General features: G+C 58.0%; 20 protein-coding genes. 6 read left to right on the plus strand and 14 right to left on the minus strand.

Translation table 11 applies throughout. The features are described from left to right. Window positions 1-2: 2 nt before the first annotated feature. Complete coding sequence (locus AACZ86_RS02695; RefSeq protein WP_339689149.1) at window positions 3-1,175, minus strand: N-acetyltransferase; 1,173 nt, start codon at window positions 1,173-1,175, stop codon at window positions 3-5. A gap of 146 nt (window positions 1,176-1,321) precedes the next feature. Between AACZ86_RS02695 and AACZ86_RS02700 the strand changes: the two genes are divergently transcribed. Beyond that, window positions 1,322-2,422, plus strand: a complete 1,101-nt coding sequence (locus AACZ86_RS02700; RefSeq protein ID WP_339689150.1) for a fatty acid desaturase — start codon at window positions 1,322-1,324, stop codon at window positions 2,420-2,422. A gap of 4 nt (window positions 2,423-2,426) precedes the next feature. Here AACZ86_RS02700 and lptG read toward each other — a convergent pair whose 3' ends face one another. Together lptG and lptF are read right to left on the minus strand one after the other, a co-directional pair. Continuing rightward, window positions 2,427-3,515, minus strand: coding sequence for an LPS export ABC transporter permease LptG (gene lptG, locus AACZ86_RS02705; RefSeq protein WP_339689152.1), 1,089 nt, complete (start codon window positions 3,513-3,515; stop codon window positions 2,427-2,429). 6 nt (window positions 3,516-3,521) lie between these two features. Continuing rightward, entirely contained in the window at window positions 3,522-4,733 is a 1,212-nt protein-coding gene (gene lptF / locus AACZ86_RS02710; RefSeq protein ID WP_339689154.1) for an LPS export ABC transporter permease LptF, read from the minus strand. Between the two features lie 125 nt (window positions 4,734-4,858). On the opposite strand from lptF, the gene AACZ86_RS02715 reads away from it, so the two are divergent. From AACZ86_RS02715 to AACZ86_RS02725, 3 genes are read left to right on the plus strand one after another with little or no spacing between them, the layout of a single operon-like run. Beyond that, window positions 4,859-5,341: a DUF2141 domain-containing protein gene (locus tag AACZ86_RS02715; protein ID WP_339689155.1), complete on the plus strand. Its 483-nt coding sequence runs from the start codon at window positions 4,859-4,861 to the stop codon at window positions 5,339-5,341. Window positions 5,342-5,374: 33 nt separating this feature from the next. After that, window positions 5,375-6,349: an acylglycerol kinase family protein gene (locus AACZ86_RS02720; RefSeq protein WP_339689156.1), complete on the plus strand. Its 975-nt coding sequence runs from the start codon at window positions 5,375-5,377 to the stop codon at window positions 6,347-6,349. 15 nt (window positions 6,350-6,364) lie between these two features. Then, window positions 6,365-7,282 carry a hypothetical protein gene (locus AACZ86_RS02725; protein ID WP_339689157.1) on the plus strand — a complete coding sequence of 306 codons (918 nt, stop codon included), beginning with the start codon at window positions 6,365-6,367 and terminating at the stop codon, window positions 7,280-7,282. Between the two features lie 133 nt (window positions 7,283-7,415). Here the strand turns inward: AACZ86_RS02725 and AACZ86_RS02730 are convergent, their stop codons facing one another. The 3 genes from AACZ86_RS02730 to AACZ86_RS02740 form a co-directional block, all read right to left on the minus strand. Continuing rightward, window positions 7,416-8,210 carry an enoyl-CoA hydratase-related protein gene (locus tag AACZ86_RS02730; protein ID WP_339689158.1) on the minus strand — a complete coding sequence of 265 codons (795 nt, stop codon included), beginning with the start codon at window positions 8,208-8,210 and terminating at the stop codon, window positions 7,416-7,418. Between the two features lie 5 nt (window positions 8,211-8,215). Further along, entirely contained in the window at window positions 8,216-9,415 is a 1,200-nt protein-coding gene (locus tag AACZ86_RS02735; RefSeq protein ID WP_339689159.1) for an aminotransferase class I/II-fold pyridoxal phosphate-dependent enzyme, read from the minus strand. Between the two features lie 91 nt (window positions 9,416-9,506). Next, window positions 9,507-9,752, minus strand: coding sequence for an acyl carrier protein (locus AACZ86_RS02740; protein ID WP_339689160.1), 246 nt, complete (start codon window positions 9,750-9,752; stop codon window positions 9,507-9,509). A 164-nt stretch (window positions 9,753-9,916) separates the two neighbouring features. On the opposite strand from AACZ86_RS02740, the gene AACZ86_RS02745 reads away from it, so the two are divergent. Continuing rightward, window positions 9,917-10,435, plus strand: coding sequence for a Pycsar system effector family protein (locus tag AACZ86_RS02745; protein ID WP_339689161.1), 519 nt, complete (start codon window positions 9,917-9,919; stop codon window positions 10,433-10,435). A 6-nt stretch (window positions 10,436-10,441) separates the two neighbouring features. On the opposite strand, the gene AACZ86_RS02750 is transcribed toward AACZ86_RS02745, so the two are convergent. The 8 genes from AACZ86_RS02750 to AACZ86_RS02785 form a co-directional block, all read right to left on the minus strand. Beyond that, window positions 10,442-11,374 carry an NAD-dependent epimerase/dehydratase family protein gene (locus AACZ86_RS02750; protein WP_339689163.1) on the minus strand — a complete coding sequence of 311 codons (933 nt, stop codon included), beginning with the start codon at window positions 11,372-11,374 and terminating at the stop codon, window positions 10,442-10,444. 5 nt (window positions 11,375-11,379) lie between these two features. Continuing rightward, entirely contained in the window at window positions 11,380-12,489 is a 1,110-nt protein-coding gene (proB, locus tag AACZ86_RS02755; protein WP_339689164.1) for a glutamate 5-kinase, read from the minus strand. After that, complete coding sequence (gene obgE / locus AACZ86_RS02760) at window positions 12,486-13,550, minus strand: GTPase ObgE (protein WP_339689165.1); 1,065 nt, start codon at window positions 13,548-13,550, stop codon at window positions 12,486-12,488. The genes proB and obgE overlap by 4 nt, the downstream gene beginning before the upstream one ends. 45 nt (window positions 13,551-13,595) lie before the next feature. After that, entirely contained in the window at window positions 13,596-14,897 is a 1,302-nt protein-coding gene (locus tag AACZ86_RS02765) for an SRPBCC family protein (RefSeq protein ID WP_339689166.1), read from the minus strand. A gap of 12 nt (window positions 14,898-14,909) precedes the next feature. Continuing rightward, window positions 14,910-17,048: a molybdopterin-dependent oxidoreductase gene (locus tag AACZ86_RS02770; protein ID WP_339689167.1), complete on the minus strand. Its 2,139-nt coding sequence runs from the start codon at window positions 17,046-17,048 to the stop codon at window positions 14,910-14,912. A 129-nt stretch (window positions 17,049-17,177) separates the two neighbouring features. After that, on the minus strand, window positions 17,178-19,865 hold the full coding sequence (gene ppc / locus AACZ86_RS02775; protein WP_339689169.1) for a phosphoenolpyruvate carboxylase: 2,688 nt from the start codon (window positions 19,863-19,865) through the stop codon (window positions 17,178-17,180). A gap of 41 nt (window positions 19,866-19,906) precedes the next feature. Beyond that, complete coding sequence (locus AACZ86_RS02780) at window positions 19,907-21,610, minus strand: tetratricopeptide repeat protein (RefSeq protein ID WP_339689170.1); 1,704 nt, start codon at window positions 21,608-21,610, stop codon at window positions 19,907-19,909. 170 nt (window positions 21,611-21,780) lie between these two features. After that, window positions 21,781-22,347, minus strand: coding sequence for an HNH endonuclease (locus tag AACZ86_RS02785; protein WP_339689171.1), 567 nt, complete (start codon window positions 22,345-22,347; stop codon window positions 21,781-21,783). Window positions 22,348-22,451: 104 nt separating this feature from the next. Here AACZ86_RS02785 and gluQRS point away from each other — a divergent pair, with 104 nt between their 5' ends. Continuing rightward, on the plus strand, window positions 22,452-23,324 hold the full coding sequence (gene gluQRS / locus AACZ86_RS02790) for a tRNA glutamyl-Q(34) synthetase GluQRS (RefSeq protein ID WP_339689172.1): 873 nt from the start codon (window positions 22,452-22,454) through the stop codon (window positions 23,322-23,324). Window positions 23,325-23,327 lie beyond the last annotated feature (3 nt).

Here is a 23,327-nt window from a genome sequence, read left to right on the forward strand (position 1 = left end):
GGTCAGCGAGCCGCCGCGGCGATCGCCCTGTCGTAAATCAGATATTCCCGGTTGATTTCAGCGCCAATCGCGTCGGCAATCGCGACCATTCCCTGGTTGTCATCCAATATCCAGCCGATTTCGGCATAGCAGGTACCGAAATCGGCAACCGCGTCGCGGCGGATATATTCGATCATCATGAAGGCCATCTGGCTGGCCAGGCGGCTGTTGTGCAGCTCTTTTTTGACTCCCATCAGCGGAACCCGCATCGACTGCGCTTTGGGAAATTTCAGCCACCAGAGCAGCTTGGCCCAGCCAAAAGGCCAAAGCGACCCCTTCAGACCGCGGATGACTTCGTTCATATTGGGAAGGGTCATCATGAACGCAACCGGTTCGCCGTCAAGTTCCGCGATCCGGATGAGGGCTTCGTGGACAACCGGCTTCAGGCTTTCGCCGGCGTGGGCAATTTCGTGGTCGGTCATCGGCACAAAGCCCCAGTTTCCGGACCAGGCATCGTTCAAAATACCCATGATGATCGCTGCATCGCGGTCAAAATGTTTCTTGTCCACTTTGCGGATCTTGAGCAGCTTGTTGCGCTCTCCCGAAGCAACAATGCGGTTAATCAGCTTTGGAAACCCGTCGGTTACCGGCAGGTCATAGGACACAATGCGTTTGGCGACCGTATAGCCAAGCGCTTCGATCCAGCCTTGATAGGCGGCGTTGTGATGGCCCATCATGATCATCGGACTATGGTCGTGACCCAGGGTCAACAATCCGGGCTCTTCCCAGACGGACATGCTGATCGGAGCCAGTACCCTGGTCATGCCCTGATCTTTCAGCCATGCTTCGGCCGCGCCGATCAAGGCGTGCATCACCGCTTCATCGCTGGCCTCCATCAGGCCCCAATTGCCGGTTCCCGGACCCATGCCCTGTTCCGCCGGCTGTTCCAGCGCCAGCTCGTCAATATGTGCGCTGATCCGTCCGACTACCTGTCCTTGTCGCAAAGCCAGAAAAAACTGCACCCGGGCATGTTCGAAAAACGGGTTTTTTCCTGGCGTGATCAGCTTGGTGAATTCGGACCTGAGCGGCGGTACCCAGTGCGGATCACCGGCATTGAGCTGATAGGCAATCTCGACGAACTGCTTCGTCTGGGCCTTGGTAGTCACAGGTTGAATCACTATATCCTGACCGGCCACGATATTTTATCCTTCTATATTTGCGGCTGGCTGTGGCGTTAATCGCGGCGCAATGTCAAGGGCGCGGGAGTTATTCCGGTCTTGCCCTCGCCATGTTGTCGCCACGATATGTTGCTCTATACCGCTCAACAATCATGCAGGTGTTTATGAGTTCGACGACCATCTCTCCGAATAATGTGCCGAAGGCAGAAGCAGATTCGCGCCTGAGTGCGGCGGCTGTGCCCGTTCCCGAGGATAACGAGCTGATCCGTACGGCGGCCAAGGTAACGCGTGACCTCAACGCACCCAAAGCGGCGATCTACTGGGCTGATTTCCTGGCATCCATAGCTGTCGGCTACGGATCGCTTGCTGGCGCAATCATCATTCAATCCACTGGTCTCGCCGTCTTCTTCGGATTGATCGCCGTGCTGGCGCTGTACCGCGCCGGCAGCTTCATTCATGAATTGACCCATGTCCGCCGGAACGCGCTTCCAGGCTTCCACTTCGCCTGGAACGCCCTGTTCGGGGTGCCGATGATGATCCCGTCATTCATGTACGAGGGTATTCACAGCATCCATCACCGGACCAAGAAATATGGCACGGTCGAAGATCCGGAATATTTGCCGCTGGCGTTGATGAAACCCTGGTCGGTTCCCCTGTTCGTGATCGTCGCTGCACTGGCGCCGGTTGCGCTGCTGTTCCGCTATGCCATTCTATCGCCGCTCTCGGCGATCATTCCGCCGCTGCGCAAGCTGGTGGTCGAGCGCTATTCAGGCCTGATCATCAATCCGGATTTCCGCCGCAAACCGCCCGAGGGCGATCGGAAACGCCGCTGGCTGGCTTGCGAGATCGGAGCATCCGTCTGGGCTATTGCCCTGCTGGCGATGGTTGCGACGAACGTCATTCCGATGCGCGCCTTCCTGATCTTTCTCGCAGTGATGTCGGGTAGCGTCGTGCTGAACCAGATCCGGACATTGGTCGCGCATCTGTGGGAAAATGACGGTCAGGAGATGAGCGTCACCGCCCAATATCTCGACAGCGTCAACGTGCCGCCGCCAGCGACCTTGCCGGCCTTATGGGCGCCGGTGGGGCTGCGCTATCATGCGTTGCACCATCTGCTGCCGGGTGTTCCCTATCATAGTCTGGGCGAGGCGCATCGGCGGCTGGCGGCAGAATTGCCGACCGGATCCAACTTCTACCGTGCCGATCACGGCAGTCTGTGGACTTTGATCACGGGCCTTGTACGCGGCAGCGCCGGCAGGAACTGAGTCTTTATTCCTCGGTGCGGATCAGCACCGTTTCGCCGATCAGGAAGAATAAGAGAAAGGGTGCCCAGGCCGCCAATAGCGACGGATAAGCACCGATATTGCCCATTGCGAGCGCAAAATTGTCGGCAACGAAATAGGCAAAGCCCAGTGCCATGCCGATCACGGCCCGCAGGAACAGCTGCCCCGATCTGGCCAGGCCGAAAGCGGCCACCGCACCCAATAATGGCATCAGGATCGACGACATCGGACCGGAAATCTTGTGCCACCAGCCGGCCTTGAGGCTCATCGTCGGCCGACCGGCGCGCTCAAGTTCGCCAATGGCGGTATGCAAGGCGAAAATCGACAGGCTGTCGGCGCTGACATTGGTCAGGGTGAATTGATCAGGCCGGATCGAATCGCCGACCAGCAGCTCGCTTTTCTTTTCCTCGGTCCCGGTACCGACATCGAACTGGGTGACACCGGTGAGCAACCAGCCGGAGCCGGTGAACCGGGCCTCGTCCCCTTGCAGCAGGTTTTTCAGGCCATTTTCGGTCCGGTTGTAAATCGTGATGTCCCGTAACACGACTTGCTCGCCGCGTCCGGTCACTGTTCGCGCGTTGATCAGATTATTGCCATCCTTGACCCAGACGTTGGTGCGGACGTTGCTCTCCGCCGGGATTGGCCCGAATTCGACTTTCTCCCATTGCGACAAACGGGCAGTCGACGGCGCCACCAGTGTTTCGTTGAATATGAAGGACAGCAGCGCCACGCCCATGCTGGCGACAATCAGCGGTGCCAGAATCTGGTGGGCGGACAGGCCGCCCGCCTTCATCGAAACGACTTCGCTATTCTGGTTCAAAGTAGCCAGCGTGATAATGGTCCCCAGCAGGACCGAAAAAGGCAGGAACCGTGCTATAAGTTGCGGAGCGCGCAGGGAGACATAGGTCCACAATTCGGCTTCGCCATTGCCCGCATAGGCCAGAATCTTGCCGCTTTCGCCCAGCAGATCCAGCGCCTGCAGCACCAGTACCAGCAATGCGAGCACCGCCAGGGTACGGACGATGAACATTTTCGCCATATAAATGGCCAGTGTCCGGGAAGGGAAAAAATCCATGTCCGGCTATTCCTTCATCAATGCACGTTTGCGATTAAAATTGAGCAGCCCTTTGAAGACGCCGCCGAATTTGGAAAACGCCTTCTCCAGTGCCCCGATCGGCTGGCCACCGGGCACATGGGCGGCGACATGATACATCCATATGATCAGCGCGGCGAACAGGCAAAAGGGCAGCCAGAGAGCAATGATCGGATCGACGAGGCCCAGAGATCCGACATCCTCGCCATATTCGTTGACCTTGTGATAGGTCACGATCATCACGATCGACAGAAATACGCCAAGTGCGGAACTCGATCGTTTCGGCGGCACGGCCAGCGCGACCGCCAGCAACGGCATCAGCAGCATCATCACAACCTCGACCATGCGGAAATGGAAATTGGAGCGACTTTCGTTGCGCTCCGCCTCCGGTCGCTTTTCGTCCATGCCGACCCGTACAAGCTCCGGTATCGTATATTCCAGATCCTTGCCGCCCCGCGAGCGGAAGGTTTCAATGTCGGGCAGATCGATCGGCAAATCATGGTTGGTGAAACTCAGGATGCGCGGCTTTTTATAATTGGGTGCATCATGGACCAGCACGCCATTGGTCAGGCGCAAGATGATGGTGTCGGGATCGTCGGTCGCCAGAAACTGCCCATTTTCTGCCGTTACCGAGACCGTCTGCTCCTTTTTATTTTCGGCGCGGACAAAAATCCCGCTTAATTTGGTGCCATTGTCGCGGCTTTCCTCGATCCGCAGGGTCATCCGGTTGCCCAGATTGGTGAATTCGCCGACCTTGATCGAGGCGCCGAGCGCACCCGAACGCAATTCGAATCGCAATTCCTCGTAATAATAGCGGGAGAGCGGCTGGATGAATCCGACCAGCGCGAGATTGACCAGCATCAGGGCGACCGCAAACATATAGGGAACTCTGAGCAGCCGACCGTAACCCTGGCCGACAGCCCTGAAAACATCGAGTTCCGAACTTAATGCAAGCCGACGGAACGCCAATAAGATGCCAAGCAGCAAGCCGATCGGAATGCCCAGCGACAGATATTCCGGCATCAGATTGGCCAGCATCCGCCAAACCACGCTGACGGGACCGCCTTCTGCTGCGACAAAGTCGAACAGGCGGAGCATTTTTTCCAGCACCAGCAGCATCGCCGCAATCACCAGGGTACTGAACAGCGGCAGCGCAATCAATTTCGCCAAATAGCGATCGGTGGAAGTCAGTAGTTTCAACTTGTTGTCGCCCTCTCACCATGTTTTCGCCGCAAATCAAATCCATAGCCATAGGCAGATCGGGGGCTGATTCTTGTCCGCGCCGGAGTATTGGCGCGGGTATAACGACTAGGAGTTATTACGTCATGTTGAAATTTGCGGCTTCCATCGCATTATCGACCACAATCTTGCTATCGCCCACCCCGGCTTTTGCTAGCGGGAAGGTCGTTTCCAATGATCTTGGCAAATGCAAATCTGGTGCTGGCCCCGCCGTTCTCATCAATGTCAGCGGCATCAAGGAATCCAATGGCACCATGCGGGTTCAGAACTATCGCGGTACGTCGTCAGAATGGCTGAAAACCGGCGCATGGCTTTACCGCGTAGAGGCTCCGGCCAAGACCGGGAACATGCAGTTTTGTCTGCCAGTCCCTTCCGCCGGCACATATGCGGTTGCGATCCGGCACGATATCAATGCCAACGGCAAGACCGATATATTCGGCGATGGCGGCGGCATGTCGAACAATCCGAGCATCAACATCTTCAATCTTGGCAAGCCAAGTTACAAGAAAACCGCTTTCAACGTCGGCAATGACGTCAAGTCGATCAACATCAGCATGAAATACAGATGATACAAATCTGTTCCCGGGGATAGGGCCCAATAAATGGCAAATGTCGCACTTCTTTCGAATCCCAATTCAACCGGGAACCGGGCGATTTTGCCGGAAGTGCGGTCTTATTGCGTCAAGAACAGCGACGTTTTCCATTATGAAGTCGATCATGTCGATGAAATCGCCAAGGCGCTGGAAACCATTGCCCGGGTCAAACCGAAAGTGCTGGTCATCAATGGCGGTGACGGCACGGTGCAGGCGGCGCTGACCGAATTATACCAGGGCGGGCATTTCGGGGACAATCCGCCACCGGTTGCCGTCCTGCCCAATGGCAAGACCAATTTGATTGCGCTCGATCTCGGGTCGGAAGGCAATCCGCTCAAGGCGCTCGAACGGATCGTCGAACTGGCCAAACATGATCTGCACGAACATCTGGTCGACCGCGAACTGATCGCGCTGTCCGATGGCGGCAAGGACAGCAAGGTTGTGCTCGGCATGTTTCTGGGCGGAGCAGGCTTGTCGGAGTTCATCCTCTATTGCCGCCACAAGATTTATCCGCTCGGACTGCCCAACGCGGCTGCCCATGTGCTGACGGTTTTCGCCGCGCTCGCATCGGTGCTATTTGGCATCAAGGCGAAATTTCTGCCCAAACGGTCGACACCGATCAAGATATCCCTTATCCGGGACGGCCAGTTCCAGGGCAATTTCGCCGTGCTGATCGTCACCACGCTGGAAAAGCTTCTGCTGATGAAACGATCGATGCGGAACCAAAATGCGATTGGCCGGATGCAGTTTCTGGCCATTGATCAGCGAGCCGGTGCCATTGTTCGTTTTCTGCTTTCGGTGATTTTTGGCCGGCTCGGCAAAAATGTCCAGAAGGGCATCCATCTGGAACGCGGCGACATGATCCGCATCGAGGGCGACGGCAGCAACGTCTTGATGGACGGAGAATTATTCTCCGCCCAGCCCGGCCATCCTATCGTGCTGAAATCGACCAAACCAGTGTCCTTCCTTCGGCTCGCAGCTTGAGCTAGGACGGCTCGCGTGAGCGAACTCAAGTCATTAATCGCCGAAGAACTGGCTCAACCCGTCGATCCGCGGGTTACCGCCTTTGCGGCCTCGATTGCCGAGCAATATGGCGATGCATCGCGCGCCGTGCTATTTTACGGATCCTGCCTGCGAACAACCGAACTCGACGGACAGATGCTCGATTTCTACCTGATCGTCTCGAGCTACGAGGCGGCCTATGGCAAGAGCTGGCTGGTCGGCGCGAACAAGCGGCTGCCACCCAATGTATTTCCCGCAGAACATGGCGGACTGGTCGCCAAGGTGGCGGTGTTGAGCGAGAAAGATTTTCACAGGCTGAACCGGATCACCGCCAGCGCGGTAAGCGTATGGGCCCGCTTTGCGCAACCGTCGCGGCTTGTCTGGCATGCAGATGAAGCGGCGCAGGCACATGCGATCGAGGCGATAGAAGGTGCTGCGATCACCTTGTTCGACATGAGCTTTCCGATGATGGAAATTGATCGAAAATATACGATTGCAGATCTCTGGAAACGCGGCTTTGAACTGACCTATGGCGCGGAATTGCGCGCCGAGCGCAAGGATCGTTCCGATTCCGTCGTCGATTCCGATCCCGAACGCTATGCGCGCTTTGGCCCCGCCGTCATGGCGGCGATCACCGAGCGGAATGAGACACAGGGCAAAACACTGAAGATCATCGCCTCCCGCGATGCGGTCGAGAAAAGATGGCGACAATTGCGGCGCAATGGAAAACTTCTGACCCTCGCCAGACTGGCCAAGGCATCCGCCACTTATGCCGGTGGCATCGATTACCTGGCTTGGAAGATCAACCGCCATGCGGGAACCGATTATGTGATCAAGCCCTGGCAACGCAAATGGCCGATCCTGGGCGCGCTGACGATGTTGCCGCGGTTGATTGCCGGAGGGGCGATCAAGTGAGCCCTTCATTTAAATGACCCTGTTATTTAAATGATTCCGTCATCCCGAATTTGTTTCAGGACCCCGGGCGGCTGAACCGGAAGATGGTGGCAAGAGTAACGGGGTCCTGAAACGAGTTCAGGATGACGATATCTTACCGATCCTTGTAATCCGGCTTCCGTTTCGCAAAAAATGCCTTGGCGGCCTCGCGGCTGTCTTCGGTCATAGAGAGCATCACCTGCTGCCGGTCTTCGATCGCCAGCGCCGCTTCAAAGCTTTGCGCGTCGATATTGCGATTCAGCGCATCTTTGGACAGGCGCAGGCCCATCGGGGCGGTGTCGAGCATTTCCTCGGCCAGCGACAGGCCGGCGGAGAGCAGTTTGTCCTCGTCGACCATCTCGCTGATCAGGCCATGTTTCTCTGCCCGTTCGGCATGGATGAAGCGCCCCGTCAGGATCAGTTCCGACGCAATCGACGCGCCGACCATGCGCGGCAGAAAATAGCTCGATCCCATATCGCAGCCGCCCAGACCGATCTTGATATAGGCAGCATTCATTTTGAGCGACGGCGCGCCAAAGCGGACGTCGCTGGCGAGCAGCAGCGAGAAACCGCCGCCGCAAGCTGCACCCTGGGCCAGAGCGATAATCGGCTGCGGACATTGCCGCATGAGTTGCATGACCGTGGCGATCGAACGCTGGGTGTTCCAGACATGCTGGACCTGTCCGCGCGATCCGTCATTCTTCCAGCCGCCGATGTCGAGGCCAGCGCAAAAGGCGCGGCCTTCGGCGCGGAACAGCACCACGCGCACGTCGGGGCGCGTCTGCAGTCCGCGAAAATAATCCTGCAACGCAAAGATCATCTCCTCGTTCATCGTGTTGAGCTTGTCCGGGCGATTCAGAGCCAATATTTCAATCGCGCCGCGCTGTTCGATGAGGATGGACTTGGTCATGCTAGTTAAATCGCACCCACCGCTTTGCCAGCCGCCTCAAACATGCCCAATATCTGGTCGACTTGCTCGCTCGTATGTTCCGCACAGAGCGAACAACGAAGCAAAGTCATATTGGCCGGCGTCGCCGGCGGTCTGGCTAAGTTGACATATAGCCCTTCGGCCAGCAGCGCCTGCCACATCATCGCGCCTTTTTCGAGATCGGGCATGATTACCGCGATAATCGCGCTTTGCGCCTCGGGCGTGCCGAGGGTGAAGCCGAGGTCGCGCAGACCCTTGTGCAGTTTCTTGCTATTCTCCCACAGATGCGCGCGCTTGTTGCCGCTGTGCATCAGCTTGCGGATTGATGTGCTCGCCGTCGCCATGACGCTGGGCGGAAGCGAGGCGGTGAACACATAGGGACGGCAGACCAGCCGCAAGATTTCGAATTTCGGATGGTTGGAGACACAGAAGCCGCCGACCGTACCGACGCTTTTGCTGAACGTGCCGATGATGAAATCGACATCGTCGATCACACCCTGCGCTTCGCAGACACCGCGACCGTTCTCGCCGATAAAGCCCATCGAGTGGGCTTCGTCGACCAGCACCATCGCGCCGTTTTCCTTGCAGACGCGGACCATTTCCTTGAGCGGCGCTACGTCGCCGAGCATCGAATAGACGCCTTCGAGCACGACCAGCTTGCCGGCTTCCGCAGGCAGGCGTTTCAGCCGTTTTTCGAGCGCTTCGATATCATTGTGGCGGAAGGCGACGACTTCGGCATTGCCCATCGCGCAACCGTCATAGATCGAGGCATGGCTGTCGATGTCGAGAATGACATAGTCGCCCTTGCCGGCGAGGGTGGAGATGATCCCGAGATTCGCCTGATAGCCGGTGGAAAAGACCATCGCATGGTCCATGTCGTAAAATTCCTTCAGCGCATCCTCGCAATCGCGATGCAGGCTGTAGGTTCCGTTGAGCACCCGGCTGCCGGTGGTGCCCGATCCGAATTCCTTGAGCGCTTTCAGGCCGGCCTGGCGAACATCATCGTCAAAGGTCATGCCCATATAATTATAGGTGCCGAGGAGAATGGTTTCCTTGCCGTTGCAGACGGCGACAGTGGGCGAGAGAACCTCTTCCATCACCAGCGAAAACGGGTCTTTGACGCCCGTCGCGAGGAGATTTTCACGCTCCTGAATGAGCGGGTCAAATTTACTGAGTAGATCGGTCATGCTTTACTTCCGTTAGTCCTGAGCCTGTCGAAGTACCAGCCACCCGCTCGTGCGACCCCTAGTTTATCTCAGGGCGAACGGGTGTCTGGCTCTAGTTTTCCATCAACTTTGCGACGGCGTCGGCAAGTTGACCGACGCTTTCGATCTCGGCCTGCATGTTCATGGTGATGATGATATCAAATTCGTCCTCGACGGCAGCGACAAAGTCCATGACCGTCAGGCTGTCCCATTCGAGATCGCCTTGAAACGTCGTCTCTGCCGCCAAATCGACGCCCTTGTTGTTGAACGGCCCGATCAATTCGCTGATCTTGGTCATGATGTCTTCGCGATTTGCCATATTGTGCTCTCAAAAATTGCTGTTCCTGACCTTTGCCAAGACAAGGGCACCATTGGCAAGCGAATAAGGCGGAAAAGCGGCGCAATGCGCGCCTTGTCTTGCCCGAGCACAAGCTTTCTGCCACTCTTCCGCCGTATCATATTTATCATTGCGGAGAGTAGTTTATGGATGATGCCAGCAAATGGCCTGACGAGGTTGTTTATGCGCTCGGGACCACGCAACGGCACCATGTGCAATTGAGTGTTATGGCCGATAACAAGGCGAATATGCTGATCGGCGCGACCTTCGTGGTGTTCACCCTTGCTGTCGGTCAAAGCCAGTCCGGCAATATGTCCCTGCCGCTCCTCATCCTTGCGATCTCTGCATTCGCCTCTGCGGGGCTTGCCGCACTGGCGGTAATGCCTTCGGTAACGCCTTGGAAAAACAGTTCTCCCAATATGCTGTTTTTCGGCGGATTTTCCGAGCTGAGCGAAGAGGAATTTATCGACCGGCTGTTGCAGCAAGAACTGCGCAGTCAGGAATCAACCTATCGCGCGATGCTGCGCGACATCTATCAAATGGGTCGGATTCTCGAACGCAAGAAATACCGGTTTCTGGGTTGGGCCTATCGTGTATTTCTGGCCGGACTAACGCTTACTTTTATCGCCTATGTCTACGAGCTGTTAACCGCGCCGGTCATCTGAACGGGGTTATAGCCAGTCATTCTGGCGATACCATTTCGCGGTATCCTTGAGGCCTTCACGGGTTTCGATCTGTGGTTGCCATAATCGCGCTGGCAGCCGCCTTTGCGGGTCGATCGTCCAGTCATCATGGCAAAAATAATTGACCCGGTCTTTGGTAAGCTTGGCCTTGTCGCGGCGGATCAGGCGGTCGGCCTTGGCACCGAGATGCAATAGCGATTTGGGTACGCCCACCGCAGTGATGCGTTTGCCCATCGCCCAGCCTATGGCTTTGGCAAAGCTGGCCTGGGTCCAGCCGCCCGGCTTGCCGTCATCGACCTCGAATATCCCGGCGGTAAAATCTTCCTGTTCCGGCAATAGTGCAAGCAGCGCCTCGCACAGGTCCTCGACGTGGATGACCGACAAGCGGCCGTCGGCATCGGGCGGCAGGGTGATAAAACCGAGTCGTGCCATTTTGAACAATTCCAGCATTTCGCCGTCGCCGGGGCCATAGACGGCGGGTGGCCGGATGATTGTCCAGTCGAGACCGCTGGTCGCGACAATTTTTTCAGCCTTGGCCTTGGTCTCGCCGTAGATTGATAGTTCTGGTCGGGTTGCGGCCAGCGAAGAGACGTGGACGAAGCGTTTTGTCCCGGCCTGTTTGGCGGCTTCGATGACCGCCAGAGTGCCGGCGACATTGCCGGCTTCAAACCCGTTTCTGTCCGGTGCATTGACGACCCCGGCAATGTGCAGGACCACGTCAGCGCCAGCGCACAGATTTGCGAGGCTCGCCGTATCGTCCAGCGCGCCGCGCACCCATGTCACACCCGGACGATCATCCTGCTTGCGCCGGGTCAGCGCGCGCGCCTCATATCCGTTTCGCACCACCAGATCGAGCATCCGTCCGCCGACAAAGCCGGTTGCGCCGGTGATCGCGATAGTTTTTTGCAAGTCTGCAGTCATTGTGTTTAGACCAGCACCATCTGGTTGCGGTGGACCACGGCGCTGCGTGGCGCGTAGCCCAACAGGGCCTCCAGTTCCGAACTGCGGCGGCCGATGATCTTGGCACAATCTAGCGCATCATATTCGGCGAGACCGCGCGCGATCGATTGGCCGTCCAGATCCTTGATCTCGACGACATCGCTGCGCTTGAACTGGCCTTCGATGGAAGTAATCCCGGCAGCGAGCAGGCTGCCGCCCGATTGCAGGGCTGCTATCGCGCCGCCATCGATCGTAATCGTACCGGCGGATGTCAGTCGCCCGCCCAGCCAGGCTTTGCGGGCATTGGCGCCATCGCCGGCCTTGAACAGGGTCCCGACATTGGTCAGTGCATAGCGCTCCAGCGGGTGTTCTTCGCGGCCGGAGATGATCGAAAGTTCGATTCCCGCGAGATTGGCGATTTTTGCGGCTTCCAGTTTGGAGGTCATCCCGCCGGAACCCAGTCCGGAAGAGGAGCTGCCGTCCGCCATCGCCATGATTGAATCATCGACAATTTCGACTACGCCGATAAATTGTCCGTTGGTCTGGCTGTCCGGTCTGCGGTCGTAGAGGCCGTCAATATCGGAGAGCAACAAGACCCGGTCCGCTGAGGCGGCCTGTCCGACCCGCGCCGCGAGCTTGTCATTGTCACCAAAGCGGATTTCGTCGGTGGCAACGCTATCATTCTCGTTGATCACCGGAACCGCGCGATGCTCGATCAGCTTTTCCAGCGTGGCGGTTGCATTGAGATAGCGCTTGCGATCTTCCATATCGTCTAGCGTGAGCAGCATCTGGGCGGCGGTAAGCTGATGCTCTCCCAGCAATTCCGACCATAGGCTGCTCAATGCGATCTGTCCGACCGATGCCGCGGCCTGCGCGTCGGCCAGACTGGCCCGCCCGCCTTTGTCGAGACCGAGTTTCCGCGCACCAAGGGCGATCGATCCGGATGACACGATGATGACATTGTCACCCGCCTGATGGCGTTTGGCAATATCTGAAACCAGCGTTTTGAGCCAGTCCCGTCGCGGTTGTCCGTCCTCGCCGACCAGCAGGGACGACCCGACCTTTACGACGATCGTGTCCGGCTTCGCGGCACTCACAATGGCGACCAATCCTTGGCTACTTCCTCTTTGCCCGAGGTAAGTGTTGTCTGGCCCTTGCGTTCGATCGAGCTATTCTCGCCAACCGCTTCAAGAATTTTGTCGAGCGCGGCGTCCAGGCCTTCGCCGGTGGCACCCGATACCGGGAGCACATGCTCCGCACCGGCTGCACGCAATTGATCGGCAATGTCGGCCATCAGTTCATCGTCGAGCAGATCAGCCTTATTGAGCGCTAGAATCTGGGGTTTTTCGGCAAGTCCGCCGCCATATTTCTCCAGTTCCTTGCTGACTGTTTTCCAGGCTTTCACCGGATCATCACCGGTCGCGTCGACAAGATGGAGCAAAATCTTGCACCGCTCGATATGGCCAAGAAAGCGATCGCCGATGCCCGCTCCGTCTGCGGCGCCTTCGATCAGTCCGGGAATGTCGGCGAGCACGAATTCACGGCTCTTGTGCCGGACCACGCCAAGCTGCGGATGGATGGTGGTAAACGGATAGGCACCGACTTTCGCCCCGGCGTTGGTAACCTTGTTGATCAGCGTCGATTTACCTGCGTTCGGCAGGCCGACAAGACCGGCGTCGGCAATCAGCTTCAGGCGCAGCCACACAGCCGCTTCCTCGCCGAGTTCACCGGGCTGGTGCTGGCGCGGGGCGCGGTTGGTCGAGCTTTTGTAGCTGGCATTGCCGCGTCCGCCGATTCCGCCTTCGAGGAACATGGCTTGCTGGCCCTCGTGGGTGAAATCGAGTAGCACATGTTCCTTGTCTTCCGACAATATCTGCGTGCCTACCGGTACCCTGACGATCAGATCTTCGCCGCCTGCGCCGGTACGGTTGCGACCTGCGCCGCCTTTGCCGCGCGGGGCTTTGAAATGCTGGGCATAGCGGAAGTCGATGAGCGTGTTGAGACCTTCGACCGCAAGGAAGACTATGTCGCCGCCTTTGCCGCCATTGCCGCCGTCTGGGCCGCCATATTGGATATATTTTTCGCGCCGGAAACTGACAGCGCCAGGGCCGCCCTGACCGGAGCTGACATAGATTTTGGCTTGATCGAGAAAATGCATGTTTGTGCATTTAGGGAAGGGGAGCGAGAAAGGCTAGATTAAACGCTATTCCGCCGCTTCCATCTGTTCCATTTCCGCGACGCGCGGATCGTTGGGATAGACCCATTCCTCGCCAATCACCTGTTTCACTGCGAGATTTTCCGGCACACGGTTGAGGCCGATCATCTTGTCGCAAGTCTGGTGAAAGCTGTAGATGCGCGCTTCCTGATAGCTGAGCGGTACGCTTTTGAAGCCGTCGCTCTCCATCGATTTCTGAATCATCTCGCCAAATTGCGTGTCTTCGAGGATGATCGGCGACATGTCGCGGCCATTCGGCTTGCTGTCATCGGGCACGGTCCACAGGTCCGGAGCAGGGCCATCGCCCCAGTCCATCGCCATGGTCACCAGCTCGATCCGCGTCGTATTGAGCGAAGTCGGCCAGAAAATCAGCGGCGGGACGAAATAATTGCTCAGCGGAGAGACCCAGTTGGGAAACATCGTGTAACTTTGCGTGCAGGTGCGGCCAAATTCGCCGACGCCTTCAATCTCTTGCCAGTCCGGTGGATTATCAATGGCGCGAACATGCTCGCGGTCGGTCTGTTCCGGCGCAGGGGCAAGCATCCGGGCGTGGCCGTTGGGGTAGATGGTGTTCACATTGCGCTTGCTGTCGACCAGAGGCGCGACCGTGTCGGGATGGATGAAGGGGACGTGATAGACCTCCATATTGGCCTCCATCGCCACCTTCCAGTTGCACTTCAGGTCAAAACTGTGGCGCGCCGCGAGCCTGATCTTGTCAAAGCGGAATTCCTTCCACTCATCCCAGACAGGCCCCAGCCATTGTTTGAGCGGCATCGCGTCTTCGTCAAAATTGACGAAAATCAGATTGCCCAGCATCTCGCATTTGACCGGGATCAGACTGCGGCAGGACATGTCGAAATCAGGGCCAAAGTCCTGTTTTTCCGGCACGCCGACCAGAGTCCCGTCGGTCTTGTAGGTCCAGTTGTGATAGCCGCACATCAGCCGCGGTGCCTTTCCCTTTTCCTCGGTGACGACCGGCGCCCCGCGATGGCGGCAGGTATTGTAAAAGGCGCGCATCTCGCCATCCATGCCGTGAACGATGATGATCGGATCGCCGACCTGTTCCCATTTCATGAAACATCCCGGCTCGGGCACTTCATCAATATGACCGGCGAACAGCCAGGTCTTTTTCCACAGATGCTGCTGCTCGAGGTCGTAATATTCCTGACTGGTGTAGCGACCCGCCGGCAAGTCCGGCAGGCGCGGGAAGCTTTCGGGCGGTGCCTTGCGGGCAGCCTCCCATTCCATCAGCCGCTTCATCTGATCGATATAGGCTTGGGTCATCGCCATGATGCGTTTCTCCTAAGCAATTGCAATTCGGACCGGAATCGCGCTCTGCATCGCCTGTCCGGTAATCGGGTCGAGATGATTATCGTCGACGATCAGCCGGTTGGTCGAGCCGCCCTTGGTCATCACATCGGCTTTGCCGGCCTCGCTGTCGCCGAAAGCATGGCTCATCGAGATAACGCCTTGCCGGACTTTTTCGTCCGCTTTGGCGAGGCCGAATATCGAGGCGGTGGGCGAGGTGATTTCGATGATCGCGCCATCTTCTATGCCAGCGGCCGCCAGATCAGCGGGGTTGAAGAACGCCGGATTGGTCGGCATTTTTTCGACCAGTTTCGGGAACGTATGGCCATTGCTATTATAGCGATGCTTGGACCGGCGCGAAATCAGGCGGAAATCGAAACCATCATCGACCGGGTCATAAGCGGCATAGTCGATCAGCTGGCTCGGCATCGCGCCCGCGTTCAGATCAAATTTTTCTGAAGCTTCCGGATCGGCCGGACCGACCACCGGGTGCAATTCCTCGTATGTGATTGCCGCGCCCTTGCGTTCCAGCGCCGCTGCGTCGGCTTTGGCCTTGCTGGGCTTGAGCAGCGAACCTTCGGAGATCAGATCGAGAATGGTCGCTTTATCGGGGCATGATTCCATCGAAGCCGGGCCGCCCGGAAAGTTCATTTCGATGCCCATATGCTTGGCCAGCCACCAGAGCATCTCATATTCGTCCATCGTGTCGCCGGGGGCGGGCACCATGGCTTCGGTATAATGGCCGTAAGCTTCTTCGGTGAAGGCGTCGGAGACATTGTTGATGTCTTCGCGTTCCAGACACATGCTCGGCGCAAGAATCATGTCGGCGCGTTTGGCGCTGGCCGACATCCACGGGTCGACCTGGATGAACAATTCGCATTCTTCCAGCGCACGGCGGACTTTCTGCTGGTCGGGGAAGGCGATCTCGGGATTGCCGCCGATCGAGATCAGCGCCCTGATCTGGCCCTCGCCGGGCGTCAGGATTTCGTCGGCCAGTACATTACACGGCATTTCCTTGCCGAGATGGCCTAGGCCGCGGATGCGTGATTTGGGAAAGCCTTCGCCGAAGGTCGGCATTTTTGGCGCGACCTGTGCCTTTTTCGGTCCGCCCATCAGCGGGTTGAAAACCATCGGCGCGGAAACCTTCTCGCCTTCCTGGTTGAAGCGGGCGCAGAGAATGTTGAGAGAAGCCACCAGATATTCGGTGAGCGTGCCATTGCCGGCCATTTCCGGACCGGTGCCGGTGACGACGCGCCCCTTGTTCGCGCCAGCAAACATGCGGGCAGCGGCGACAAGCTGATCCTTGTCGACCCCGGCGCGCTTGGCGGCGACATCGGGTGTCATGGATTTGACCGCGGCTTCCAGCTCTTCGACGCCATCGACATGGGCGGCGACGAAATTCTGGTCGTAGAGCTTCTCTTCAAAAATCACGTTGAGCATTCCGGCGAGCAGAGCAGGGTCTTCACCCGGTTTTACCGGCAGATAGATATCTGCCAATTTGCCCATTTCGCTCACCCGAGGGTCGGCGACGATCACCTTGAGACCGCGTTCCTTGGCATCGCGCAGGCCGCGTGATGGAGAGGATGTAGGCATGCCGCCGGAATAATGGGAGACGATCGGATTATTGCCGACAAACATCGCGACGTCGGATTCGGTGAAGGCGTTGCCGCCGCCCATCCACATGCCATAGCGCGCGGTGGTGAACACCTTGGCCGGCTGGTCGACGGTGACGCTGGTATACCAGTTGCGCGAGCCGATGCCCTGCGCGAAGGCATAGGATGTGCCGAGCACCGCGCTGTTCTGGAAGGCGTTGGTGCCGCAATAGACCGCGATGCTGTGGGGGCCGTGTTCCTCGACCATTTTCTTCATCTGCGCGCCGGCCAGCTTGAGCGCTTCGGCGGTGGAGATATCCTTGAAACTGCCATCGGGCTGGCGGATCTTGCTGGTGATCATCCGGTCGGGAAGATTGTGCATGTCGGGCAGCTGGCGGCCCTTGATGCAGGTATAGCCGTGGAACAGATGATCTTCCTTGTCGCCGCGCACGGATTTGACCTTATTGTCCTCCACCTCGACAATCATTGCGCAACTTGCGTGGCAAAAACGGCAAAAACTACGCTTGGTCTCGACAGCCATGAATCTCTCCTAATTTCGGAGAAGTCTAGGCGGGGTCAATGATGCAGGCGACTGACAAAAATGCTCGGAAGAATCGTTTTCTGCCCGCACGCAATATTTGTCTGTGCCGGCCGCCAATCCAGCTAAAAGTCAGCCACTATTGCGCAGCGCAGTCGCTATCGCGTTGAGCGACAACTGGATGCCTTCGCCGATCCGCGGGTCGTCTTCCCCGGCGCGCAAGCGTTTCATCAACTCGATCTGGAGATGGTTGAGCGGCTCGATATAGGGCAGGCGCAATTCGATACTATTGAACAGCGCCGGGCTTTTCGCCAGCAGATGCGGCTGATCGGTGATTTCCAGCAATATGTCACGCGTCTGGTACCAGCTGGACCGGATGCGGTCGAAGAACGCCTGGCCCATGTCCTGGTCTTCGACCAGTTCCGCATAGCGGGCGGCGATGCCCATGTCGGACTTGGCCAGCACCATCTCCATATTGGAGAGAGAAGCCTGAAAGAAGGGCCAGCTTTGCGCCATATCCTTCAATTTGGCCTTGTCATCGAACGCGGTGAGCGCCTGTCCGACACCATACCAGCCGGGTAGCATGACGCGGGCCTGTGCCCAGCTGAACACCCAGGGAATGGCGCGCAAATCCTCGATCTTGTCGCTTTTGGTGCGGCTGGCCGGGCGAGAACCGATCTTGAGCTTGGCGATTTCCGTCAGCGGCGTCATCTGCCGGAAGAAGGTGCGAAAACTGTCGTCGCCATAGACCAGATCGCGATATTCGGTGAACGCGACCTGCGAGATTTGGTCCATTGCCTCGGCATGGTCGGCCAGCACCTTGCTGTCGGTCTCGTCCGGCTCCAGCGAATTGATCAGCACCGCCGCGGTCATCGCTTCCAGATTGGCTTCCGCGACATCTGCCGTGCCATATTTTGCGGCGATCACTTCGCCCTGCTCGGTGATCCGGATGCGACCGGCGACGGTGCCCTTCGGCTGCGCCTTGATCGCACCGAAGGCCGAACCGCCCCCGCGACCCACGGCGCCGCCGCGTCCGTGGAAAAGCTGCATTTTGATGCCGGCCTTGGCGAATATCGGGGTGAGGGCATCGCTCGCCTTGAACAGGCTCCAGGTGGAGGTCAGATAACCGCCGTCCTTGTTGCTGTCGGAATAGCCGATCATCACTTCCTGATGGCCGCGGCCCTTTGCCAGAGCGTGCATTTCCGGAAGGGCGAAGAAATCGGTCATCACCTCGGGCGCATTTTCCAGATCGGCGACGGTCTCGAACAAAGGCACGGCCATGACCGGGCAGGACGGCGATGCGTTGTCCTCGGTCGGAGCGTGATAGAGACCCGTCTCCATCAGCAGGACATAGACTTCCAATATGTCGGAAACGCTTTCGCCGTTGCTGATATTATAATTGGTGATGACCTCGGGGCCATATTTCCGGTGCGCTTCGGCGGCGGCGCGGATGATCGACAGTTCCTTTGCGGTCTCGTCGCTATAGGTGATCCACGGGCTCGCCAGCGGCCGGTTATTGGCCAGCTCGGCGCGCAGCCGTTTGACCCGTGCCGCCTCGTCCAGCGCCAGATAGTCATCTTCAACCCCGGCCTGCTTCAGCAGCTCGGCGACCACCCGTTCGTGAACCTTGCTGTTCTGGCGCATGTCGAGGGTTGCGAGATGGAAGCCGAAAAGCTCGACCGTCCGGATCAGGCGGCCCAGTGCCCCCGATGTCGCGAAAACACCCTTGCCGGCCGACTTGAGGCCTTGTGCAAGAATGACCAGTTCCTCGCGCAATTGCTGCGGGTTGTCATAGGCCTCGGCGGTAATCGTCGATGCACGGCCGGGCACATGGCCGCAAAGCTTGAGATGGGTCGCGGACAATTTCGCGTAGATGCCGGACAAGGCGCGGCGATAGGGTTCGTCCTTGCGGCTCAGCGAGTCATCGCCACTGGCTTCGGCCAGTGCGATTACCGCTGCGGGTACATCGGCGAGTTCGGTGGAGATGGACAATTCAGCGCCCAATGTGTGCACGCACATCAGATAATAGCCGATGACGGTTTCGGCGGCCCGCGACAAGGCCTCCTCCATCGCGCCCGCGTCGACAAAGGGATTGCCATCCCGGTCGCCGCCGATCCAGCTGTTGAGTTTCAGGAAGCTCGGCAGGCGCGCGCCCAGGGTCCGTTCCCATTTTGCATAGAGTCGGGGCAGGACGGGCAGGAACACGTCTTTCATATAGCTTTGTGAAATCTGCACTTCATCGGTGACGAACAGGCGCTCGCGGCGCAGCGGGCGGGTCTGCCAGAGCAGAGCGATCTGGCGCAGGATGGCGGCGTCGAGCATATCGCCCTGCGGTGTCTCTGTTTCTCCCTCGTCCTTCATCAGCAGAAGTTCGGCAATCCGGGATTTATGGTCGATGATGCTCTTGCGCCGGACCTCGGTCGGGTGGGCGGTCAGTACTGGCGCTATCAGCGCGTCGTCGAGCAGTTTCAGGATCGCGTCGCGGTCAACGCCTTCGCTGGCGAGCAGTTCGATTGCTTCGACCACTGTGGCGCCTTTTTCAGCGGCGACGCCCTGACGATCCTCGGCCAGATTGGCGAGCAGGGAAAACAGCATGAACCCGCGGACAAAAGCCAGCGTTTCGTCGAGCGACAACGCATCCAGGCCCGGATCAATCGCATCCGCATCCGCCAGACCGCGATGGCGGTCGACGCTGGTCGAGCGGATATATTCGGTGCGCCGGTACAGTTCCTCTCCGCCATAGGAGCGAATGACATCGCCCAGCAATTTGCCGAGATATTTGATGTCGGGATTTTGGCGAACGGTGAGGGATTGGGTCATGCCGATATGCTGCACTGCGGCAGATAATCGGTCAAGCCAAACTAGAGCCGTGAACCATTAATTTTGACATCAGCCTTGGCCCAGATGATCGCAAGGGCGGCCTTTGCCTTATTTGCCTCATCCATCTTGCCTTGCCGCTCAAGCGCAGCGGCGAGTCCCGACATCGACCAGCCGTTGTGTGGATAGTCTTCGAGGTCTTTCCGGTACACCGCTTCCGCCTCGGCAAACCGCCCTCCGTCAAGCAGCGCCTGGCCCAGCGACTGCCGGGTCGGATAATACCAGAACGGCGGTTCCATATAGGGCAGGCTGTCCTGCTTCTCCACGGCCCGCTGAAAATGGCTGGCCGCCAGATCGGGATCGCCCGACTTGAGCGCTATTTCGCCCTGCAGCAGATCGTCGGCGATATTGAGTAGCACGCTGGCCGGGTAATCCGCGCTGTCGAGAAAACGTATCTGCACCGAGTCCTTTACCGCCGCGAGCTTTGCGCGTTCGGTCTGGGCAACGTCAATGTTCCCCATGTTTGCCATCGCAAGACCGCGGGCATAGCGCCAGATTGCGTTGGAATAGTCGAGATTCCCGGGCGGGGCCGGTTCGGCCATGATGTCCGGCCATTTGCCAAACTGGGCGAGCGTTTGCAGCGGAATGGTCTTGAAAAACTCCACGGTAGGAAATTGCTCTATCTGTTCCAGCCGGACATTTGCAGCGACTTTGCGCGCCGATTCCAGAGCCATTTTGCTTTGACCCGACATGCTGGTCGCTGCCCAGAGGAAATGGATATTGTGCGGATAATATAGTGCCGGATAAAATCCCTGCGCGTTGCAGGCCGCGATATATTCTTCGTCGACGGACGCCGCCCGGACATTGGCCTTGGCCGCATCGTCATAGCGCCCGACCCGCCAGAAGATGTGCGCCGGCATATGCACAAGATGCCCTGATCCGGGCACAAGATTGGCCAGCGCGTCCGCTTCGTCCTCGGCCCGTCCGGGTTGGTCGGATGCCTCGACGGCATGGATATACAGATGGAGCGCGAGCGGATGCTTCGGACTGCGGGCGATGATCCGCTCCAGCGTCGCAATGACTTTCTCGGTCTCCGGCTTTGCTTTGCCGTCAGCTGACCAATAGTCCCACGGCATCGTGTTCATCAATGCTTCGGCATAGATAGCCGCCGCATCGTCATCATCCGGGTGGGCAGCCACGAATTTTTCCATGGCTTCGGCATATGCGAGATCCAGCGGTTCGCGGGCGGTTGACGGATCACCGTTATAGCGCTTCGCCTGTGCTTCGATCAGCGCCTGTTCCACTGGTGTGGCCGTGCCTTTCAGGGCCAAGGCGCGATTGATAGCGGCGAAGGCGGATTTCCGGTCGGCCTCGCTCATCACCGCTTTGCCCTTGCTGGTCACATTGATATTGGGACCGGTCGCCAGAGCCTCTCCCCAAAAGCACATTGCGCAACCGGGATCGAGCCGCTGGGCTGCCCGGAACGAGCGGATGCTTTCGGCATGATTGAAACCGAACGCCAGCACCATGCCCTGATTGAAATAGCGATTGGCGGCCGCGGAACTGGTCGAAATTTTGCGACTATAATTGCCCATGCCGTCAAATAGCGGCGCGCCCGCCATTTTGACGATCTCCGCATCAGTCGTGCTTGTAGCGGCAACAGAACCGGATTGAGCCTCTGCGGATGCGCCGCTGTACCCGCCTAATGCAAGTATAGCTGCACCCAATGTCAGATGTGATCTTTTCATATACGCCTCCCGTAAGTCAAAATGTGGGACTCATTAGATACGCAACGTTACACGGACGGTTGTAGCGTAATATGGCGACTATTTCGAGTCCCTCCGGCGGTATATCGGGCTCGGACGGTTTAAGCCGACCTGGCGGAAGGAGGTATCGTCGATATCGGGCAGCGACGCGCCTAGCTTTCCAGCTCGATATCCCAGTACAGCCAGTCATGCCATGTATCGTGCAGGAAATTGGGCGGGAACGCCCGGCCATGTTCCTGCAGGTGCCAGCTGGTCGGCTTGATCGGGCGATTGGCGAGCTGCATATGCGCTTCCTTCGGCGTCCGGCCGCCTTTCTTGAGATTGCACGGCAGGCAGGCAGTGGCGACATTCTCCCAGGTCGTGCGACCTTTCTGACGGCGCGGGATGACGTGGTCGAAGGTCAGATTGTCGGGTGATCCGCAATATTGGCACTCGAACTTGTCGCGCAGAAACAGGTTGAAGCGGGTGAAGGCCGGATATTCGGACGGCTTGATATATTTCTTTAGCGCAATCACCGACGGGATTTTCATGTCGAGATTGGGGCTGTGTACCTCGCGCTCATAGCTGGAGACGATATCGACCCGGTCGAGAAACACCGCTTTTATCGCAGTTTGCCAAGGCCACAGACTGAGCGGATAATAGGATAGAGGCGTATAGTCAGCGTTGAGGACGAGCGAAGGGCAGCTTTCCGGATGCCTTAGCAAGTCGGGGTGATACATAAATACTGTCTCCCTTGTCCTTTACTGCCCATTCTTTATCCCTAAGAACGTGACATGACTATGACACAAAGAACAATATCCTCATCATGACGTCAAGTGGGCAAATGAATCGAGATATTGTGGCGCGGTTCGCTCCAAGCCCCAACGGATTGTTACATTTGGGTCATGCCTATGCCGCGATGGTGGCTCATGATTTCGCTCGGGAGCGGGGAGGCCGGTTTCTGCTCCGGATCGAGGATATTGATGGCGGGCGCAGCCGGCCCGAATTTGTCGAGGCGATATTGGCGGATTTGCAGTGGCTCGGGCTGACATGGGACGGCGACGTGATTTACCAGTCCGACCGTTTCGAAAGCTACGCCGCTGCGGTGGAGCGGCTGAAGGATATGGATATGCTCTACCGCTGTTTCTGTACGCGGACGAGCATGCGGCAGGCACAGGAAGCGGGTCCGCAGCCGGAAGGGCCGGACGGTCCCGTCTATGCGGGCACCTGCCGTCATCTTGATCCTGCTCTGGCTCGGGAACGGGCGCGAACCGAGCCGCATAGCTGGCGCCTGGATGTTGCCAGGGCGATTGTCAGGACCGGGCCGCTCGACTGGTATGATGAGCGGCACGGCAAGCAAATTATCCATGCGGAAAAGCTGGGGGATGTTGTCATTGTCCCGAAAGATACGCCGGTTGCCTATCATCTGGCGGTGACGCTCGACGATGCAAGGGACGGGATTAGCCATGTGGTGCGCGGCGACGATCTTTTCGCTTCCACCGATATCCATCGCCTGCTGCAAGCCCTTCTGGACTTGCCAACCCCGACCTATTTTCATCATCCGCTGTTGCTCGACGAAAGCGGTGCGAAACTATCAAAAAGTCGCGATTCTGCCTCTTTGTCCGTATTGCGGACTGCGGGTCGCAGCGGATATGAATTGCTACAGGAACTCCGCGCAGCAAACTTCCCTGTTGGAATATCGCTTTCGGCGGCTTAAGGT

The organism is uncultured Parasphingorhabdus sp., assembly GCF_963975735.1.
Lineage (GTDB): Bacteria > Pseudomonadota > Alphaproteobacteria > Sphingomonadales > Sphingomonadaceae > Parasphingorhabdus.

Coding starts and splice junctions, on each gene's coding strand:
- AACZ86_RS02765 (WP_339689166.1), bottom strand. CDS start 14,897: ATGGCGATGACCCAAGCCTATATCGATCAGATGAAGCGGCTGATGGAA.
- AACZ86_RS02700 (WP_339689150.1), top strand. CDS start 1,322: ATGAGTTCGACGACCATCTCTCCGAATAATGTGCCGAAGGCAGAAGCA.
- AACZ86_RS02750 (WP_339689163.1), bottom strand. CDS start 11,374: ATGACTGCAGACTTGCAAAAAACTATCGCGATCACCGGCGCAACCGGC.
- AACZ86_RS02770 (WP_339689167.1), bottom strand. CDS start 17,048: ATGGCTGTCGAGACCAAGCGTAGTTTTTGCCGTTTTTGCCACGCAAGT.
- AACZ86_RS02720 (WP_339689156.1), top strand. CDS start 5,375: ATGGCAAATGTCGCACTTCTTTCGAATCCCAATTCAACCGGGAACCGG.
- ppc (WP_339689169.1), bottom strand. CDS start 19,865: ATGACCCAATCCCTCACCGTTCGCCAAAATCCCGACATCAAATATCTC.
- AACZ86_RS02715 (WP_339689155.1), top strand. CDS start 4,859: ATGTTGAAATTTGCGGCTTCCATCGCATTATCGACCACAATCTTGCTA.
- obgE (WP_339689165.1), bottom strand. CDS start 13,550: ATGCATTTTCTCGATCAAGCCAAAATCTATGTCAGCTCCGGTCAGGGC.
- lptG (WP_339689152.1), bottom strand. CDS start 3,515: ATGGATTTTTTCCCTTCCCGGACACTGGCCATTTATATGGCGAAAATG.
- AACZ86_RS02780 (WP_339689170.1), bottom strand. CDS start 21,610: ATGAAAAGATCACATCTGACATTGGGTGCAGCTATACTTGCATTAGGC.
- AACZ86_RS02735 (WP_339689159.1), bottom strand. CDS start 9,415: ATGACCGATCTACTCAGTAAATTTGACCCGCTCATTCAGGAGCGTGAA.
- gluQRS (WP_339689172.1), top strand. CDS start 22,452: ATGAATCGAGATATTGTGGCGCGGTTCGCTCCAAGCCCCAACGGATTG.
- AACZ86_RS02730 (WP_339689158.1), bottom strand. CDS start 8,210: ATGACCAAGTCCATCCTCATCGAACAGCGCGGCGCGATTGAAATATTG.
- AACZ86_RS02740 (WP_339689160.1), bottom strand. CDS start 9,752: ATGGCAAATCGCGAAGACATCATGACCAAGATCAGCGAATTGATCGGG.
- AACZ86_RS02785 (WP_339689171.1), bottom strand. CDS start 22,347: ATGTATCACCCCGACTTGCTAAGGCATCCGGAAAGCTGCCCTTCGCTC.
- AACZ86_RS02745 (WP_339689161.1), top strand. CDS start 9,917: ATGGATGATGCCAGCAAATGGCCTGACGAGGTTGTTTATGCGCTCGGG.